15 protein-coding genes and 4 pseudogenes are annotated in these 17,333 nt (G+C 57.4%); 15 read left to right on the top strand and 4 right to left on the bottom strand.

All coding sequences use genetic code 11. The annotated features are described in order from the left end of the window. Positions 1-3 precede the first annotated feature (3 nt). Positions 4-279 (top strand): hypothetical protein, encoded by a 276-nt coding sequence (locus tag KTC28_RS19395; protein ID WP_216710510.1) that lies wholly within the window; start codon positions 4-6, stop codon positions 277-279. Positions 280-596: 317 nt separating this feature from the next. After that, positions 597-1,232, top strand: coding sequence for a PEPxxWA-CTERM sorting domain-containing protein (locus tag KTC28_RS19390; RefSeq protein WP_216710511.1), 636 nt, complete (start codon positions 597-599; stop codon positions 1,230-1,232). Between the two features lie 346 nt (positions 1,233-1,578). Here the strand turns inward: KTC28_RS19390 and KTC28_RS19385 are convergent, their stop codons facing one another. Continuing rightward, positions 1,579-1,866, bottom strand: coding sequence for a hypothetical protein (locus KTC28_RS19385; protein WP_216710512.1), 288 nt, complete (start codon positions 1,864-1,866; stop codon positions 1,579-1,581). 624 nt (positions 1,867-2,490) lie between these two features. Beyond that, positions 2,491-2,661 carry a hypothetical protein gene (locus tag KTC28_RS19380; protein WP_216710513.1) on the bottom strand — a complete coding sequence of 57 codons (171 nt, stop codon included), beginning with the start codon at positions 2,659-2,661 and terminating at the stop codon, positions 2,491-2,493. Positions 2,662-4,571: 1,910 nt separating this feature from the next. Here KTC28_RS19380 and KTC28_RS19375 point away from each other — a divergent pair. The 10 genes and pseudogenes from KTC28_RS19375 (at position 4,572) to KTC28_RS19330 (ending at position 12,639) form a co-directional block, all read left to right on the top strand. Continuing rightward, the gene (locus KTC28_RS19375; RefSeq protein ID WP_216710514.1) at positions 4,572-4,796 is read left to right on the top strand and encodes a hypothetical protein; all 225 of its coding nucleotides are present in this window, start codon (positions 4,572-4,574) and stop codon (positions 4,794-4,796) included. Positions 4,797-4,970: 174 nt separating this feature from the next. Then, on the top strand, positions 4,971-5,150 hold the full coding sequence (locus KTC28_RS19370; protein WP_216710515.1) for a hypothetical protein: 180 nt from the start codon (positions 4,971-4,973) through the stop codon (positions 5,148-5,150). 503 nt (positions 5,151-5,653) lie between these two features. Then, entirely contained in the window at positions 5,654-5,998 is a 345-nt protein-coding gene (locus KTC28_RS19365; RefSeq protein WP_255602584.1) for an IS66 family transposase, read from the top strand. Between the two features lie 230 nt (positions 5,999-6,228). Continuing rightward, positions 6,229-6,456 (top strand): IS66 family transposase, encoded by a 228-nt coding sequence (locus tag KTC28_RS19360; RefSeq protein ID WP_216710517.1) that lies wholly within the window; start codon positions 6,229-6,231, stop codon positions 6,454-6,456. Between the two features lie 259 nt (positions 6,457-6,715). Then, a complete protein-coding gene (locus KTC28_RS19355) occupies positions 6,716-6,982 on the top strand; it encodes a hypothetical protein (protein ID WP_216710518.1) in 267 nt (88 codons plus the stop codon). A 1,074-nt stretch (positions 6,983-8,056) separates the two neighbouring features. Further along, positions 8,057-8,882: pseudogene (locus KTC28_RS23000) on the top strand (transposase); the annotation flags it as partial. Positions 8,883-9,007: 125 nt separating this feature from the next. After that, positions 9,008-9,226, top strand: a pseudogene (locus KTC28_RS22995) (hypothetical protein); the annotation flags it as partial. Positions 9,227-9,505: 279 nt separating this feature from the next. Continuing rightward, positions 9,506-10,429 carry a glycosyltransferase gene (locus KTC28_RS19340; RefSeq protein WP_255602583.1) on the top strand — a complete coding sequence of 308 codons (924 nt, stop codon included), beginning with the start codon at positions 9,506-9,508 and terminating at the stop codon, positions 10,427-10,429. After that, positions 10,426-11,070 carry a methyltransferase domain-containing protein gene (locus KTC28_RS19335; protein WP_216710522.1) on the top strand — a complete coding sequence of 215 codons (645 nt, stop codon included), beginning with the start codon at positions 10,426-10,428 and terminating at the stop codon, positions 11,068-11,070. The genes KTC28_RS19340 and KTC28_RS19335 overlap by 4 nt, the downstream gene beginning before the upstream one ends. A 51-nt stretch (positions 11,071-11,121) precedes the next feature. Beyond that, the gene (locus KTC28_RS19330) at positions 11,122-12,639 is read left to right on the top strand and encodes an ArnT family glycosyltransferase (protein ID WP_216710523.1); all 1,518 of its coding nucleotides are present in this window, start codon (positions 11,122-11,124) and stop codon (positions 12,637-12,639) included. On the opposite strand, the gene KTC28_RS19325 is transcribed toward KTC28_RS19330, so the two are convergent. Beyond that, positions 12,602-12,985, bottom strand: coding sequence for a GtrA family protein (locus tag KTC28_RS19325; protein WP_216710524.1), 384 nt, complete (start codon positions 12,983-12,985; stop codon positions 12,602-12,604). The genes KTC28_RS19330 and KTC28_RS19325 overlap by 38 nt on opposite strands. A 389-nt stretch (positions 12,986-13,374) precedes the next feature. Here KTC28_RS19325 and istA point away from each other — a divergent pair. Then, positions 13,375-14,523, top strand: a pseudogene (gene istA, locus KTC28_RS19320) (IS21 family transposase); the annotation flags it as partial. A gap of 33 nt (positions 14,524-14,556) precedes the next feature. On the opposite strand, the pseudogene KTC28_RS19315 reads toward istA, so the two are convergent. After that, positions 14,557-15,254 (bottom strand): annotated as a pseudogene (locus tag KTC28_RS19315) (Tn3 family transposase); the annotation flags it as partial. 43 nt (positions 15,255-15,297) lie between these two features. Between KTC28_RS19315 and KTC28_RS19310 the strand changes: the two are divergent. Together KTC28_RS19310 and KTC28_RS19305 are read left to right on the top strand one after the other, a co-directional pair. Further along, positions 15,298-15,813, top strand: coding sequence for a diguanylate cyclase (locus tag KTC28_RS19310; RefSeq protein WP_255602581.1), 516 nt, complete (start codon positions 15,298-15,300; stop codon positions 15,811-15,813). Positions 15,814-16,395: 582 nt separating this feature from the next. Beyond that, positions 16,396-17,166: a PEP-CTERM sorting domain-containing protein gene (locus KTC28_RS19305; protein WP_216710526.1), complete on the top strand. Its 771-nt coding sequence runs from the start codon at positions 16,396-16,398 to the stop codon at positions 17,164-17,166. The last annotated feature ends 167 nt before the right edge of the window (positions 17,167-17,333 follow it).

Below are 17,333 nucleotides of genomic sequence, written 5' to 3'. Positions count from 1 at the left end.
GCCGTGACCGATCTCCCCCGGCATCAGCGCGTCATCGTCTCGTTGTCGCTTCACATCCTGAGAGCGGCGATGGTCCGTTCGGGCACCTCGCCGGTCGCCGGGGTCGAGGTGCGGCTCGCACTGCGCTGCCTGCTGCCGCATTGCCCCGAGCGCTGGCCGCTCGAACTGTTCTGGGACGCTGCAGGACAGCCCAACGAGATCGGACGGGCGCAGGGGACGACGGCGGCATTCAATGGCATCGTCCGCCAGCTGAGGATCGCCGGTCGCCATGAGGACTGATCCCGATGGCGGCAACGACGCGGGCACCATGTCGCCGTCGCCTGACAATGCGGTCGATCATGTCGGATGTCGATTGAAGACGCTCGGACAATGTGCACTGCATCGCAGTGTCGATCGCCGCATGGAATACCGTTGACGAGCGCGAGCGCAAGCGGTTGGCCGAGCGCAGCCGGTCCCAGTTCACCCTCCATATTGTAAGGTAGAGTTTACATTACGTTAATGAAATGAGGTGTTTACCGTAGGGCACAGGCGCCTGGCACGAAACGTGCATCTAACTTAACGTGCATCTAACTTATCGACACTTCTGGGGTTATACTATGCGTACTCTAATCGCTCTTGCCGCCGCCTCGCTCGCCATCACCGGCCACGCTGGCGCGACGACGCTCATAGACGGCAGCTTCGAGACGCCTAACCTTGGCGCCGGCGGCTATAGCTATTCGACACAGCCGGTTGGCTGGACCGGGACGGGCGCGCTGGTAAATGCCCAAGGCAGCAGCGCCTGGTACGGCGCGACACCCCCAGCGGGTCAGGATGGTGACCAGTTTTACGCCCTTCAAACGAGCACTTCAATCTACCAGAATTTCACTGCCACCAAGTCTGGCACGCTTATGGTGTCATGGCTGTCCGCGGGCCGGCCGAGCTCGGGATCTTACGGCGGCGATCAAACTTATGACGTTTCAGTAACCGGCTCGGGTATCGAGCTCGGCTCGCTTGGCACCTTCACAACTCACAGTGGGCAGGCGTTTGAGCAGCTGAGCGGCACCGCCGTAGTCACGGCAGGGCAGATCTACACGGTATCATTCCGTGGGCTGTCGACGTCGGATGAGACAGCCTTCATCGACGGCGTCACGGTAGGCAGCGTGCCCGAAGCCGCGACATGGACGATGATGATCGCCGGCTTCGCGATGGTCGGCTCCGCCGCCCGTCGACGCTCGAAGTCGTTGGTCGCGTAGGGGACACTTACGAGCAAGCCTAGGGGCCAAGATCGTCTGGCATAGCAGTTTTTCGGTGTCACAGCGGCTTTGATTGGCCAGAATTTAGGCGCGTAGTTGCCGGCCGGCGACGTTTGAACGAACGGCCGCCTACTCCAGCCTCAGCGCCCCAAAGCTGCCCGGCCGTAAATCCACCCTGTTATCGCCGGTCCGAATTCGCGCTCTCAATTGCCGCTGGCGGCTTCCGTATTCCGGGGGTCTTGGGCCGGTTCCGGACTGGCGACTCTCGGCAAAGAGCTTAGGAAAAGCTGACATTCGCCGCCGGGCGATTTTGCTGGCAGCTGCCGCCCTCAATTGCAGATGCTCCTCACTTAAGGCAAATTGCGTCCGACATGTTGCCGGACAACACCACACCTGACGTCAGGCGGTCATCGACGCCTATGTGTATCGACCTTTTTGCGGCCCAAGCTATGTCAGCGGCAATTTTGTTGTCGATGGTCGGTTTGATCGGCGAGTTACCTCGCAATGCCGAATGCTCGCGGCCCTGGACCCCATTGGTCGCCCCGAGCACCCGGCGCAGTTGATCGTCCTGCTGCGGATCGGGGCAAATCCGGGCCGTCAGCGCAAGCCTGCTGAGGCTATTGGGTGACTTCAAGATTAAGCCGGCTAGGATCGAACCCGCTGGCGTCGAGCGCAGATTTGGTGAGACCGACTACGTTATCGCTCGCGAATCGCGTCGGTAATACGTTGACCGACACCCGGGGGTGGTGGGACCCAGCGGTAGCGTCGGCGCAGGCTTTGCGCAGAAGCCATGGCAATGAGGGGCTAATAATAAATATCGATCGCCGATCCTTCGGCCAACGGCCCCGGCGCTCTCTTCCTTTTAACATCAATTGTAGATAAATATCGGTTGCTATCCCAAACCAAAACGAAGGTGTCTAATGATAGGGTATGTCCGCCGTAACGTTGTTGAGACTCGATTGGAGACTGCTTTAGTCTTGTATAGATCGAGGTATGGGTATGATTATCGTATAGGACCAATTTCGACGCGGAGGTCTGAGCAATCAAATTGGTTTGTTGCTTGTTACTTCCATAATTGGGCTGGTGCGTCCGAGCTTTTTGTTGTTGTGGAAAAAATTAGGAGGGAAATGCCGCTGATTTATCCTTACGAGTTATAACTCTATATTTCTGAAATCTTTGTGATCTCTCGATACTAATCTGCGCCTGACGGATCGGAGACGACCTGCTCCAATTCGGCGATGATGCCCATCGAGCTGCGTTAGCGGGCGTTGATCATCTTGAACGGCACCAAGGTCTTTGCTTGGCCTTGCTGCCGTAGGCGCGGCCGATAAGAGGGTTTGGCGAAGGCATACCAGTTCTGCTTGATCGACTGCAGAAAGAGGTGGTTGAGCAGTAGGGTCGGCTCCGCGCCATCAATATTGGCGGTCATGCCGCCCCCCGATCTGTTGGCCGACCAGCGCCTGACCGGCGCTGTGCGGCAGGAGGATGGTAACGACCTCGGCAAGCATTGCCGGATCGAGCGCACTCCCCCCCCGTAAAGTCCTAATGTTTGAAGGTGCTTGACCACGGCTTACAGGCTCGGACACGAGCGCGGCAACTGCTTTCTAGCCTAGCTGGACTGTTTACGCGGATGTGGCGTATCGTCGGCGACATCCTAGCCGGCTACCGGTCTACTCGCTGCTCTGCCTCAAGAACTTCCCGATCCTTTCGACGGGTTCGACGTCGAAGCTGTCAATCTACACCGGCACCGAACATCCTATGGACGATGGTCATGCTGTATTACTTATTAGACTCGTCGCCATCGCTCACTGGTCGTCATCTGCATGCAGACCGGGCTGGCGCCGCGCTTCCTCTCCTCCGTCCTCTGTACATTCAGCGGGCTCATTTTCGATACCACCATCAACGACCGCCGCGAGAGCGAGCGCCTGACCCGTCTTCAGTGCCAGACTCCCGTTGCTGGATAAGCGATACCCCAATCCGGCATGTGCTTTCTTATCGATTTTCCCTTAAAGCGAATAGCGTCCGTGCCGGACAACGTGCCTGTCGAGCTTTCAAAAAGTGTCGAGCTACCAGTTGAGTGTTCGAGTGCGTGTTGTTATCGGGTTGAAGCTGAGAATCAAATCACCCGACAGAAATATTGCTCAAAGGATGAAAGAATGGACGACGGCGAGCACTATGAGGAGCTACCCTTAAACCTATTGGGCATGCCCAATAGGTCCGACATTCAAACTTGGCGCCGCATAATCGAGATGAAACACGGGCAGTCGGCTAGAGAGCTTTGTGGTGTCCGGGAGGGACCCGGCGGCAGCGTCCTCGGGGTTTTTCGCGCCAAGCAGACTAGATCGTAATCTGTCGCTCAACCTGTCAAAGGCCTTACTCCTCCTGCGGGTTTCAACATTCTGCTGCGGATGGTTTGCCCCAACATCGAGACTTCGTCACGATTGGACATCGAATTTGACCTAACCCCCCCATTTTGCTCATTTGCAGTTAGGCTATGACCTCGACCCCGACGGAAAGTCGGACGACGAAGCGAGCCGTCAACGGGAGGACAGATTTTAGGGAATTTGCGTCTGCCCGATGTCGCTGCAGCTAGCCGAATGTGTTGACTGACTCAATACAAGCCTTGTATGTGCTATATCGCGTGCGGCGGCAATCCTGCTGGTTTTCGGCTTCAGCAACGTCGGCTGCAGGGCGCTCTGGAGCGTTGATTTTGAGCAAGGTTGACCGATCAGAGTCTGGCTCACGCGACCGTACCAGCAGTCTAGACGGTCGCGCACAAGAATCGTCGCTCTTCGCATCAACTCTATCGCGCCTAATTATAGTATCAATCATCTTGGTTTATATCTGCTTTGCGGGCTTCGCGTATGCGACCGGCGAAGTGGCGACCTCAGATTTAACGATTGCGGAGAAGTCATCTATACTATCGTTGTATAAGACATAAGGTCGTCTGGTTCGGTGACGCTCAACTTTCGTACGAGTTTTATCGAGACTGTTTTTGGAGCGCTGTGAGTAATGGGTCTCGTTGCTCGCGAGCGCGTGAGCCACGGCAAAGCCTTGACGCGACGGCCTGCTGCGGATCCATCTGAGGATGTGGCGCTCCCAGGCGTCACGTCGTCAGCAAACTCGACACCTGTCGTAGCCTGATCAAGAAGCGCTCTATTTGCGCGAAGCGCCGAATGTAGCCGTTTCTAAGCCGCCAGATGCATCTTTTCGAATGTAGCGGTGTTTAGGTGAGCGGAGGACGCCCGGTAGCCTCTTCTTGCTTAAGTCAGGTAACAGGCATTTAAACAGGGCTGTTTAAGACTGCTTTCACGGACTTGGGCAATTATGATGATAAGAGTGATTAGCTATCTCGTTGTAATGATCCTTTCCTCTGCGATTGGTTTAAACCTACGCACCTCCCGGACAGCTTTCACGCCCGAGAGAATTCTTCTTTGCTTTGCATTTATGCTGTTGGCGTCGTTTGCGATCGACTTTATCTTCGAGGCATCTGCAGCTGCCCGCGTAAGAAAGAATCTACGACGGTGGGGAATCGCCAAGGATGATGAAGATAAGGTGGAGTAGCAGGCTTGACGTACAGTAGATACCCGGCGGCTCCATACTTACCGGCTTAATCTTCCTCGCGGGCATAATTTCGTCTAGAGAGTAAAGCACGTCGCCCATTTACGCTATGGTAACGAGGAACGTTGATGTATTCCCGCCGTAAGCTGCGAGAGGTGGCATCGGGGAGAATTCGGTATGTCGATTGGAGATTGGAAAAACCCAACCTATTGGCTTGGTATTGATGCTGAAGGTCCTGACGCAGCATGGCTCGAGCATATCCGACAGGGCCTGCGCGAGAGCAGCATGCGCTCTCGCGCTTACGAAAACCTCAGTTGTCTGGAGACGCCGCCGGTGATCGATGTGACCAACGGATGAAGATCGAGCAGTTGCCGAGCCACCGCTCGGATTGACTGCGAGCATTCGGCATGGGAGCCGCCCGATTTCTCTTCATATGCGGTCATTCTTAGGCTTATCAAAACGGCGCTGCGCCTAACTTCCCACCCCTGCAACAGATCAACGCGCCTTCGTCGCGAGATCTAATGGTTTCTTGCCGAAGCCTTTATTCACGCGGGCTTGTCGCTGGCCGATGTTGGTCCCAGATCGTGGCGTAGGAAGGCCATTAGATTACCACGAGAACCTACCTCAACGTACTTAGTTGGATGAGCCCGAACGGATATGCCGCTACCGTGGTGCTCAAGCTGCTAACCAGTCGCCGAATGTCAATTCTCGAGCTCAAGATATTCGAGGCCTCTCTCAAAAGCCTGCAAGATTGCCGCCCGTGACACTTGGACATTCAGTTTCACCGTCCAGTTTCGATCAGCGCCGGGTGAATACGCTGATGGTTCATCGACCGCGGCGATCGTGTTCTCGCTCGGTAGGTGTCGACCTTGCCGCCGAACGTCGGCAAGTCCACGATACCACCTTGCCTCTGCTTGACAAGGTCAGCACCAATATCGGCGTCATATGGACCAAATGTCCGCAATGACCGGCCATTCGGTGGCCCATCCCCTCCAGCAGCGCTGTTCCACTATTCGCGCGACCGGAGCGGCGAGCATTTGCATGATTATTTGGCCTACTACAACGGCATCATGAAGGCCTGCTCCTATGCCAGGTACGACGAGCTGCTCAAGTCGGAACGCTCCGCCGGGCTCGTCGCCCGCGCGCTGTGCTGGACACACCACGGCGCAAGTTCTCCGTTCTCGCCGACGTCGCCACCCTGGTGAAGCACAAGCTCGACATTGCCCCCTGTGATCTCGCCATCTCCGCTCTAGGCGGTGGCGCGGATCGACTGCATCTTCGACATTGAGCACGGAATCTGCGGCAAGACCGTCAACGAGCGGCTTACCGTGCTTCAGGATTCGCCACCCGGCTCGTCGCAAAGCTCGAACACTGGTTGCGCCAGCAGCGTGCGACGCTTGCCCGGCATAACCCGGTTGCGGTGGCGATCAACTGAATGCTCAAGGATTGGCCCGCGTTCACTCGCTCCCTTGCCAATGGCTGCATCTTCCTAACCATCAACGCCGCCAAGCGGCCTCTGCACGGGATCGCCCTCGACAGTAAGTCGTGGCTGTTCGCCGGCTCCGAACGCGGTGGACAGCGCGCTGCGTTGATTTGCTCGCTCATCGGTACCGCCAAGTTCAACGATATCGACCCGCAAGCCTCGCTCGCCGATGTAACATGAAAACGATTGGTTTTGTCGACTAGTTCAACAGCTATAGGCTCTTTAGCTCTATCGAGCACTCCCTGCCGGCAGATCCCGAAGCCGATTGCAAAGCCGCCAAAGAAAACCTCGATACGGAAGTGTTTCTTAAACTGGACCGCCTTCGGGACACCGGAACGCTTCAGACCGTCCGGTTACCGAGAGGAAGGGCGCTGGGCTTGAGCGTTGACATTAGTGCTACCGACTCGGTAATTGAGCAATAATGTGCAGGATAATATAAATGTCAAATTTGATTAATCCCGCAAACGACGATTGGCCGATGGCCGCGAGCACAACCCTACAGCAGACTCGTGTGATAAAACTTATTTCAGATAGTACTGAGATTGCCGATCATTATGAGATGTTTAGGGGGGAGCTTGTCGGTGTTGCGCTTGAGGAAATTACGGCGTTCGCAATAGTCGAGCGCCTGGAGCTATTTGATCTTACATATTTCTCAATCGACCCAACGCCGCTGCTTCCATCGGCAAAGTACTTTATCATAACATAGTTGATACCTCCTGGTTAAGTCTAAAATAAGATCTCGCGTTAGTGGCAACAAATAATCCTTTATCAATATTCGCGGATCATCGTCTCGGTGGGAAAACCGTTATCGCTTTTGCTGGAAAAAAGCGTGGCGCGCTGTAACAAGCTTTGGGCTTACATGGCAGATTGCTCGTATAGTAGGCCCTTCGAGAGGTGGAAGCGTCGGGTTAGGGATCACGACCGTAACGATCTTTTCGTTCGTATCACTTATTGGGCTGGATAATGTTCTCGTAAGGTCGATTGTCGGAGAATCACATTTTAAGAATGAAGCAAATACCAATGGCGTGTTTGTACTAGTGACACGCATCGTGGCAATTAGCGGAATTGCCACTTCTTGCAGCCTCTTTCTATACAGAATAATCCCTAGTTAAGACCTAGGCATAATGCTCACATGTGCGCCATTCTCGCAGTAATCATTTGGACGACTGTTCCACTTTGGCTGCAGCGAGTAGCGTCGGTATTACTGCGCGCGTCGGGACATATTTTCCATTCCCAGATGATAGATGGACCCTTGGGTGCTACCCTTGCGGCGTTTGGATTGTTAGTCTGGCAATTATCGGGGTCTAGAATCGCGGTTGTTAAACCGGCCTTAATGTACCTCAGCGACAGCTTGGTAGCATGTTTTGTCGGGTGGATCATGGCACGCAGGGTAGCCCCGAGCTAGGGCTCAGCAATTCTGTCACGGGCAAGGCCTCTCATCGTTTCGTCTTTGCCGATACTCGCGTCGAACCTAAGTGATCCTTTTTCCGATTGTTACAAAACATTATAATTATGAATCTATTTCGTCACAGCAGTATTAGGTCAATATTGCGCGGCATGGCAGATCGTGGCGCTTATTGGTCTTATTCAGGTTGCGATGGACTCCGTTCTCGGCCCTAAAATTGCAGCCGCGGAGAGAGTCGATAATAAAAGGTCGATGGTGCGCATTGCAAGAGGAGCAATTGCTCTAAACCTGGTCTTATCATCGCCGTTATTTCCAGTAAACCGCTCTTCTGAATTCATGCCATTGGTAATTTTGCTCGTTTAATGGAGACGAACGATGCGGCGAAGCCGATTTACCGAAGAGCAGATGATTGGCGTGCTGCGCGAGCATGAGGTTGGCGTGAAGGCTGCCGACCTTTGTCGCAAGCATGGGATTATCGACGCGACCTTCTACAACTGGAGGTCGAAATACGGTGAGTTGACGGTGTCCGACGTGGCGAGGCTGCGGGCACTCGAGGATGAGAACGTCGGCTGAAGAAGTTGCTGGCGGAGTCGATGCTGGATGTGTCGGCGTTGAAGGATCTGCTGGGAAAAAACTGACCCGCTCTGTGGAGCGCTACGCTGCGGTGGAGAAGCTGATGGCCGACCATGGCTTCTCCGAGCGTCGCGCCTGCAGGCTGATCGCGGTCAACCGGTCGGCATGGCAATATGAGCCGCTTCGCGGGAAGGACGATGCTGTGCGTGTGCGGATGCGCGAGCTCGCCAACGAGCGTCGTCGGTTCGGCTATCGCCGACTGGCGATCCTTCTCAAGCGCGAGGGTAATGGCATGAACTTGAAGAGGGTCTATCGGCTATATCGCGAGGAGCGGCTCACCGTGCGCAAGCGTGGCGGTGGCAAGCGCGCGCTGGGCACGCGGGCGCCAATGGCGATCCCGCGGGGACCTAACCAGCGTTGGAGCCTGGACTTCGTATCGGACTCGTCGGCCTACAGCTGGCGGTTCCGGCTTCTGAAGGTCATCGACGACTACAGCCGGGAGTACCTGGCGTGCATTGTCGATACCTCGTTGTCCGGCCGGCGCGTCGTGCGCGAGCTGAGCGCCATTGCCGAACGTCGCGGGCTGCCCTGCACCGTGGTCAGCGACAACGGCACCGAGCTGACCAGTCGGTGATCTGGCTAATAGAGGCCACCGGAAGCATTGTTATCTTAATTACCTTAAGCCGAACATATTGCGAACGTTAGTTCATGCGGCCATTCTTGTGCCGCTGAGGTTGAGCGGCCATCGGCCCGATCGCCGCCGAGCGCGCGAAGGGCAAACTGCCAGGGCGTCGCCCGGTCGATCCCGAGAAAGCAAAAGCCGAGCTTAAATTCGTTGCATCGGGCATGTCGCCGACCGAGGCCGCACGCCAGCTCGGCCTTGGCCGGGCGACCGTCTACCGAGAGATGGCCCTCCCAGGGCGCGCCGCGCCGCGTGAATGGATCGTTTATGATCCGTTCAGCTTAAGGTAATTAAGATAAAATTGTTCAGATGGCCTCTGATTGGCGATTCGACCTGGGTCGACGCTAACTTGTCAGCGTAATATTTCATGGAATGCAGCTGTCGTTACCACATTGTTTACATTGCCGCGGCGCAGCAATCGTGCCACACGGTATGAGCCTTCGGGCGGGGAATTACGGCCGAGGCGAGCAGGAATGCTAGAGGCAGCTAATAAGGGTGCACAGTTTGCGGTCGGGCGTCGGCGTCACCCGCCGTATCTCCTCTATGGACTATTGATCGCGTGCCTGGGCATGACCAGTTACTTGCTTGGGGTTTCGCTCGTGATTCCGCGGTATCTTATGCCTTACGGGCACTATCTCGACCCGGTAGCTGAGTGGCTTGTCTGGTATAGCGGCATTCCACTGACGATCGGCATGGCGCTTATGTTGTTCGATTTGCTTTATTTGTTGCAGCACCGAAAGCCTAATTTGCCTGTTCGGTATGACGCGATTGATCGACGCCGAGTCACGGTCGCGCTGACCGCCTATAACGACGAGGAAAGCGTCGGCCCGGCGATCCGCGACTTTGCCGACAATTCCTTGGTCGAACGCGTGATCCTGGTAAGCAACAACAGCGTCGACCGCACGTTCGAGCGCGCCGTGGAAGCGGGCGCGATTACACATAATGAATTGCAGCCCGGCTACGGTCGCTGCGTGTATCGCTGCCTGAGCGAAGGCGCAGCGTATGACGATACCGAATTTGTCGTGCTGTGTGAGGGCGACCTCACATTCCGCTCCTACGACATCGAGAAACTGCTCGCTTACGCCCCACACGCCGATATCGTAAACGGCACTCGGACGGTGGAGCCTCTGCGCCAGCACCAGACACAACTCAGCACATTCATGTACTACGGCAATCTGTTCGTCGGTAAATTACTTGAGGCCAAGCATCTCGGTCGTGGTACGATGACTGACGTCGGCACGACTTATAAGCTCTGCCGCAGAAGCGCGCTGCTGCGCCTTCTTCCGGCGCTGAACCCCGCCATCAATCTTGAATTCAATGCGCACCTGCTCGATCGCGCGCTAGGTTTAGACCTTGTCGTCGTCGAGTGCCCTATCACCTTTCACCCGCGCGTCGGCGTGAGCAAGGGTGGTAACATCAACAATTTGCGCGGGTTGAAGGTCGGGCTTCGTATGATCGTCGGGATAGTGTTCGACTGGCGATGGATGGCATGAACAACACCTATCACGAGACCCGTCTGGCGTTGGACCCCAAGCGGGCAAAGGTCTGGCGCGCGCTGTGGCGCTTCTGGTTTAGCAAGCGAATAGGCGTCGACGATACCGTGCTCGATCTCGGTTCCGGGTATGGCGACTTCATAAATACCGTGCGGGCCAAGCGGCGGATCGCGACCGACCAATGGCCAGGCTTGCGTGACCACGTCGTCCCCGGCGTGGAGGTCATTATCGGTTCGGTCGCTGAGCTCGTTGGCATCGAGGACGGATCAATCGATTACGCCTTCGCCTCGAACCTGTTCGAGCATCTCCGACAGGATCAGTTTGCCGCCGTACTAGTGCGACTGCGCGAGATCCTGTCAAGGCGCGGCAAGCTCACGATCTTGCAGCCAAACTACCGGTTCGCTTATCGCGAATATTTTGACGATTATACCCACGTTGCGGTCTATTCGGACATCAGCCTCGTCGACTTTCTCGGGGCGAACGGGTGGGAGGTGCTTGAAGTCCATCCGCAGTTTCTGCCGTTGACACTCAAATCTCGGCTGCCGACGTCGGAGTTTCTAATCGGTGCCTACCTCAGAAGCCCCCTCAAGCCAATGGGTAAGCAGATGCTGGTCGTCGCACGCCCGCGCGCGGCCGCCTGAACGATGTCCCCTTTAACGCGTAAAAGAGTCGAAGGTACGTATCTCGTTCTCTTGGCGATGCTCATCTCCGTGCCGGTCGCTACCGTACTATGGTGGTTCTACCGGGCGGTGCCTTTTCCCTACGCGCTCGACTACAATGAGGGGATTGTCTGGAAACAGATGGTCGAGATCGCGGCCGGCCGGGGATATGCCCCCATCGATGGCTTCCCTGCGATCGTTTTTCATTATCCCCCCGTCTTTCATCTAACCGCTGCCGCGCTGGCGGAGACGGGCCTTGATCCGCTGGTCTCGGGCCGCGTCGTTTCACTGATATCTACGGCCGGATCAGCGCTGATTATCGGCGACCTTGCGCGACGCCTGACGCAGCCGCGACGTCCGTTGATCGCCGGGGTAGCGATGGCGGCGGCGATGATCGTCTTTCTTCTCTTCCAGGCGGTCCACACGTGGGCACCGCAAATGCGGGTCGATGCCATCGCCTGCTTTTTTGCTCTCGCCGGGTTGTGGTGCATTACGCGAAGCGATCAGCGGCCGGCCTTGATCTACCTTGCCGCGATTTGCTTCGTCCTCTCCGTTTTCAGCAAGCAGGTTTCGGTCGTTACCGCGGCAGCTAGCTTCGGAGCATTGCTGCTGCTCAGGCCGCGACGCGCTGTTCCCGCAATCACAGCAACGGTGCTGCTCGGGCTCGTCGTAATTGCTGCGCTGACATGGCAAACCAATGGCGGGGTGCTTCGCCACTTGTTCCTGTATAATATCAACCGCTTCGAAGTCGCTCGGTTACTTCCTAATTTGTATCATGCCACAAAATCGGACATCCCTTTGTTAATGCTCGCGGCTGTGGGGTTTTTTTTGATTTTAACCAATTCAAGGCATAATCGACGTCGCTGGTCTGAACTTGACCTCACGACTGCCGCGATGTTGCTCTTCGTTCCGATTGCGACGTTGTCGTTGGTGACCACCGGTAAGTTCGGCTCGAGTAGCTCTTACTATATTCAGTGGGAGGCGGGGCTGGCGGTCTTCGCGGCGTTCGCGTTCGCGTTGCTGGTGGAAGCGGCTTCGAAGCAGCTTGCGAACGGTTCGACTGTGCGCGCTGCCGGTTGGGCCGCGGTCCCGCTCATACTGACACTCTGGACGCTCGGCCATCGCGACTTGAGGCACGCGAGATCGCTCGAGGTGCTGCGGCTTCAAGACGCCGAAATCGTGCGTCTTCTCGACCCCGTGAGGGGCGACATCATCTCCGACGAGATGGTGATCCTGATGCGGATGCACCGAAACGTCGTCTGGGAGCCGGCGATCTTCGCCGAGCTCACCCGAGCAGGCAGATGGGACGAGCAGCTGGTGATCGAGCGCATTCGCGACCACCGCATCGGTGCTGTCGTGAGCGATGGAGATCGCGGTTTCATTTGGTTTGACGAGCGCTACAACCCGGCCGTGGCTGCGGCGATGGACGAGGCGTTGCCCCGCAAGATTAGAGTCGGCCTGCGCGTCGTCCACCTGCCCGCTGTAACGCATTCTTCACTGACAGCCACTGCGCTTAGCGAAACACCCAGCGCCGCTGCAGCAAGAAAGTAAGGATTGGCGTCAGCGTCAGGCTCGGTACAAGCGCCACCCAGTTCGGCTGCATCAAAATTTTGGTCACTAGATAGGTGATGAAAAAGTTTGCAAGCATTCCGGCCGACTGGACGAAGAAAAAGCGCAGCGGCTGGCTGACTTTTTCATCTCGGCTGCCGTGCCCAGCGAAGCTCCAGCGGCTGTGGAGCTGGAAGCTGATCAGCAGCGAAACCAAGAATGCCGGGACCACCGCAATGACAGCTTGCCCCGGCGGTAACAGGCGGTTTGCGAAGAGAAGATAAACCAGCGAGTAAACCGCGGAGGCGCTTGCGCCCGCTACGGCGTAGCGCGTTAGCTGGGTATACATCCACTTTTCCAAATTTACTGACTACGCTGAGACTGCATAGACGACATTTTGTCCTCTCGACCAGCATGCTGATGGTAAGCGATGGTCTCACCCCGCTGGGGGGGGGTAGCTCCAAGGCATAAGCTCGTTCAGCCGTAGATTGCTGCAGGTTTCGATCATGCTGGAGATGACGGCCCAGTTCTCGCCTCCGTCGTCGGCTGCGCGACAATCAGGTGAGAACGCGCGTCAATCAGGATGAGAACGGCTTGCCGGGGTGCGGCTGAAGGGAGGGCGTAGCCCGAGCGGAGGCCGGACCCCGGCAAAAGCGTCTTTCCCCGCAAGGGGTAGGTCGTCCGCTGATCGTGACCGACCGGATATTAGGATGGATTTTCTCGTCGAGGGATCTGTTCGTGCCCGGTCGACACGTCACCGATCACCAGATGAGGCTCTACCTGAAGTTCCGAGAGACAGACGCGCTGCGTTTCGCGGCAGCTAAGGCGTCATTTAGCACGGCGTCCGGATATCGCTTCGAACAGGACGGCAGGCTGCCGTCGCACAAGGTGCCGGTTCGCATGCGGCGGCGGCCCAATCCGCTGGCGGATATCTTCGACACTGTGGTCGTGCCGATGCTGACGGCGGCACCGGGGTTGCGCGCGGTGGCGGTGTTCGAAGAGTTGCAGCGACGGCATAGCGGCCTCGCTTCGGGCGTGCGGCGGATGCTTGAGCGTCGGATCCGAGCATGGAGAGCGCAACACGGCACCGATCGCGAGGTGATCTTCCGCTAGATCCACGACCCGGGACGGATGGCGCTGTTGGACTTCACCGATTTGGGCACGTTGGGCGTCACCATCGCCGGTGTGATCCTCGATCATCGCCTCTATCACTTCCGGCTGGCGTGCAGCGGCTTCGGGCGTGCGCACGTGGTGCTCGGCGGCGAGAGCTACGTGGAGCTGGCCGAAGGCCTGCTGAACGCGCTGTGGGCGTTCGGCGGCGCACCGCTCGAACACCGCAGCGACAGCCTGTCGGCGGTGGTCCGTAACTTCGACGCCGATGCCCGCGCGGACCCGACCACGCGGTACGACGCGCTCTGCGCGCATTACGGCATGGTGCCGAGCCGCGACAACCGCGGCGTCGCGCACGAAAACGGATCGTTCGAGAAGCCGCACGGCCACCTGAAGAAGGCGGTTGCCGACACGCTGCTGATGCGCGGCAGCAGCGACTTCACCGATCTCGCTGCCTATCGAGGCTTCATCGACGAGATCGTCGGGCGCCAGAACGCCCGGATCGTCAGGCGCATCGAGGCCGAGCGCGCGGTGCTGGAACCCTTGCCGGGGCGACGAACCTGCGACTGGGAGGAGACGATCGTCACCGTCACCTCGTCGAGCGGGTTCACGCTGCGGATGGTGTTCTACACCGTCCCGTCGCGGCTGATCGGGCACCGGTTGCGGGTCCGACTGCGTGACAACCGGCTCGACCTGTTCATGGGTGGCACGCAACTGATGACCCTCGATCGCGGTCGTGCTGATGCCAGCGGCAAGCGCGGCCATGTCGTCGACTATGGGGCTCCGTGGAAATTCCTTCAGCCATGGACGCTAAAGCGACAGGAAGGTCTTTGGATTGAACCGATTGGCTTGCAGCGGGCGGTAGCGTTCGAGTGGTTGGTCAATTTCGTTCCAGATATAGTCGCCGGTAAGCGCTATATAACTCCAGGGGAGCGGCGTGATTTAAGTAAGAAGGGCATCCGGAATAGTCACGCCCTAGTCGGCGACGAAGTGGACGGCGCGGCTGAGGTAGACGGTGTCCCACAGAATGATGGCGTTGACCACGAAGTTTAGCCCGGAGGCGCGGTGGGCCATCGTTTCGGTGATCCGGTTGCTGAGTTCACCGAGCTGATGGAGGAAGACGGCACGAGCGAGAGCGTGGCGGCTTTCGCCCTTGTTAAGTATGGCGTGCGAGCGCCGGCGCAGCTTGGGATCGAGCAGCCAGTCGCAGATAAAGATCGAGCGTTCGATCCGGCCGATCTCGCGCAGCGCGAGCGACAGGCCGTTCTGCCGCGGGGTGGCGGCGATCTTCTTCAGGATTACCGAAGGGGGCACCAGACCGGAGCCGATTGAGGCACCGAGACGCAGGACCTCGTCCCGGTGAGGCTCGATACGGCGCGTGTCGATCTTACCACCGACCAGCGGGGCCAAAGGCGCGTAGGCCGGGTCGGGATTAATCACGAACACCGGCGCAACTTGAGGTTGCGGATGCGCGGGATCAGCCGGTAGCCGAACAGGTGGAACATCGCGCTTGCGCAAGAATGGTCGGAGACGGTCCGGTCAAGCTCCGAGATGTCGCTGATCATGCTCGATATCGACAACTTCAAAGAATTCAACGACGCTTTCGGTCATCAGGTAGGCGACGACTGCCTGCGGGCGGTCGGACGAGCAACCGAAGCCGGCGTCGACGACCCCGCGCACCTGGTGGCGCGATACGGCGGCGAAGAGCTTGCAATCGTCCTGCAACGGTCGTCGTCAACCACCGAGATACTATGCGCCGAGCGCGTCCGCCAAACGATCGAAGCGCTGGCCATTCCACATCCCGACGCATCGCACGCCAGCAAAGTTGTCACTGTCAGTGTCGACGTTGCCACTGCGGTGGCCCGATCTGGCGGGTCGGCCGAAATGCCTCACGTCCTGCTGACTGCGGCGGACCAGCGCCTTATCGTGCAAAAGCCGAGGGACGCAATTGCGTCAGGATGGCGATCGTTATTGCCGCTCATGATGGCGTCGCATCGTCAGTCATTTAATCACAATCCAATCTCAAGGATTTGCGGTCGGCCATTGAACACGGATGTAAATTTCTGAGCGCTAAAATCGGGCCGAGCGCCCGACCTTGGGCTGATTGATCATCCCGATGTCGATACAGCCGGTACACGGCTGAGCGACATCACCCCCGCTCGAGCACGCACGACGCGACCTCCGCCACAGCCAGCCGACGAATTATTAGACAGAATCCGGATAATAGTGATCGCCAGCACTCGCGTGCGGTAATCTGATCCACGTCTCGTTGCGGCTCCGGCATCAGCCCACCACTCGACGTCGAAGTGACCGGCTCGCTTGCTGCATTCGTGCCGCAGTTCAAATTGTCAAAACGAACAAGAGGAATGGGTTCGGCCCGAATGCAACGGCCGCTATCACACCTTCACCGCTGGCCAATGCCCAAGTTAAAATAATTTTAACGCTTATTAGTGCCACTTAATCATAATGCGTCGGTATGCTTTACAGTCCCAGTTTGACGAGCTGAGACGATTGTACGATATCAGACACTTATGCAGTCCCGGCCACTTGGCATGGATTGTGCGTAATTGTACATTGCCAGTGTGTGGGTGACGAGGCCTCTCCTATAAAGCCTCGCCGAATTTGTCGGTAAACTAAAAGGGGCAAAACATGAATATCTCAGCGAAACTTGCAATGATCACCTTGGTTGCCGCAGGGCAATTTTCGATTTCGACGCCAGCTGCCGCTGTGACCGAAATCTTCGCCTCGTACACTCCGACCCGGCGCGGGTCGAACATGCTGTATTTTAAGACGGGCAGTAACGACGGCAGAATTTTTACCGTGGCAAACTCGACTGCGACCCTTAAAGGCGCGACCGCGGTGAAGTTTAGCTTCGTCGGCGGACCGTTAGCCTCGCTTGGCATCCTCAACTCGGCTTTCACCTTTGATGGTATTGCGATCGACAATCCCGCGTTGAGCCTCGGCGGGCTGCTCATTCAAAGCCTGGACAGCGGCACGTTCTCGTTCAAATATACGGGTCTTACGCCACTCATTGTCGGCACCAACGTCTATCTGACGGGCGCGAATCTGTTGTCGGGTAAGTTCCTCGGCGGCCAGATCTTTGGAACTGCCGCAGGCAGCGCCGGTTCGGTGACCGCATCAACCCCGCCCAAGCCCGCGGTCACGTATACATCTGATCTTCGCACGTTCGATGAGTCGCTGGACAAGGACTTCGCACTGGCGTTGACCGCGATCACTCCGTTTCTGACGCGCGTCAATTCGGACTCGTCGATCAACACCTTCCGCGCAGTCTCCACTGGGGGCTTCTCGACCGAGCTGTCGGTTGTTCCTGAGCCGCAGATTTGGGGCTTGCTCGTCGCGGGCTTCGGCCTGATCGGCTTTCGCCTTCGCCGGCAGAGCGCGAAGGTCTATGCCTGCTGAGCCGTTTCCCCGGCCGCACTGATTGATTGTCAACAGTCGGTGAGGCTGCTGGAGCATAAAGAGTACTCCGACTGGTCAATCCGATTCTGTCGAGCGGTCGCCTGGCGGGCGGCCGCTCGATTGGACGGACAAAAATCGGATGGTTCGGATATCGTCAGCAAGTTCAT

Origin of the sequence: Polymorphobacter megasporae, from assembly GCF_018982885.2 — a bacterium.
In the GTDB taxonomy this organism is placed as follows: domain Bacteria; phylum Pseudomonadota; class Alphaproteobacteria; order Sphingomonadales; family Sphingomonadaceae; genus Polymorphobacter_B; species Polymorphobacter_B megasporae.
The sequence above is the reverse complement of the archived record's forward strand: the minus strand, read 5'-3'. Positions and strand labels throughout refer to the sequence as shown.

Excerpts from the sequence above, each read along its gene's own strand:
- KTC28_RS19305 (WP_216710526.1), top strand. The coding sequence starts at position 16,396 with ATGAATATCTCAGCGAAACTTGCAATGATCACCTTGGTTGCCGCAGGG.
- KTC28_RS19340 (WP_255602583.1), top strand. The coding sequence starts at position 9,506 with ATGACCAGTTACTTGCTTGGGGTTTCGCTCGTGATTCCGCGGTATCTT.
- KTC28_RS19380 (WP_216710513.1), bottom strand. The coding sequence starts at position 2,661 with ATGACCGCCAATATTGATGGCGCGGAGCCGACCCTACTGCTCAACCAC.
- KTC28_RS19370 (WP_216710515.1), top strand. The coding sequence starts at position 4,971 with ATGTCGATTGGAGATTGGAAAAACCCAACCTATTGGCTTGGTATTGAT.
- KTC28_RS19325 (WP_216710524.1), bottom strand. The coding sequence starts at position 12,985 with ATGTATACCCAGCTAACGCGCTACGCCGTAGCGGGCGCAAGCGCCTCC.
- KTC28_RS19360 (WP_216710517.1), top strand. The coding sequence starts at position 6,229 with ATGCTCAAGGATTGGCCCGCGTTCACTCGCTCCCTTGCCAATGGCTGC.
- KTC28_RS19335 (WP_216710522.1), top strand. The coding sequence starts at position 10,426 with ATGAACAACACCTATCACGAGACCCGTCTGGCGTTGGACCCCAAGCGG.
- KTC28_RS19310 (WP_255602581.1), top strand. The coding sequence starts at position 15,298 with ATGTCGCTGATCATGCTCGATATCGACAACTTCAAAGAATTCAACGAC.
- KTC28_RS19390 (WP_216710511.1), top strand. The coding sequence starts at position 597 with ATGCGTACTCTAATCGCTCTTGCCGCCGCCTCGCTCGCCATCACCGGC.
- KTC28_RS19355 (WP_216710518.1), top strand. The coding sequence starts at position 6,716 with ATGTCAAATTTGATTAATCCCGCAAACGACGATTGGCCGATGGCCGCG.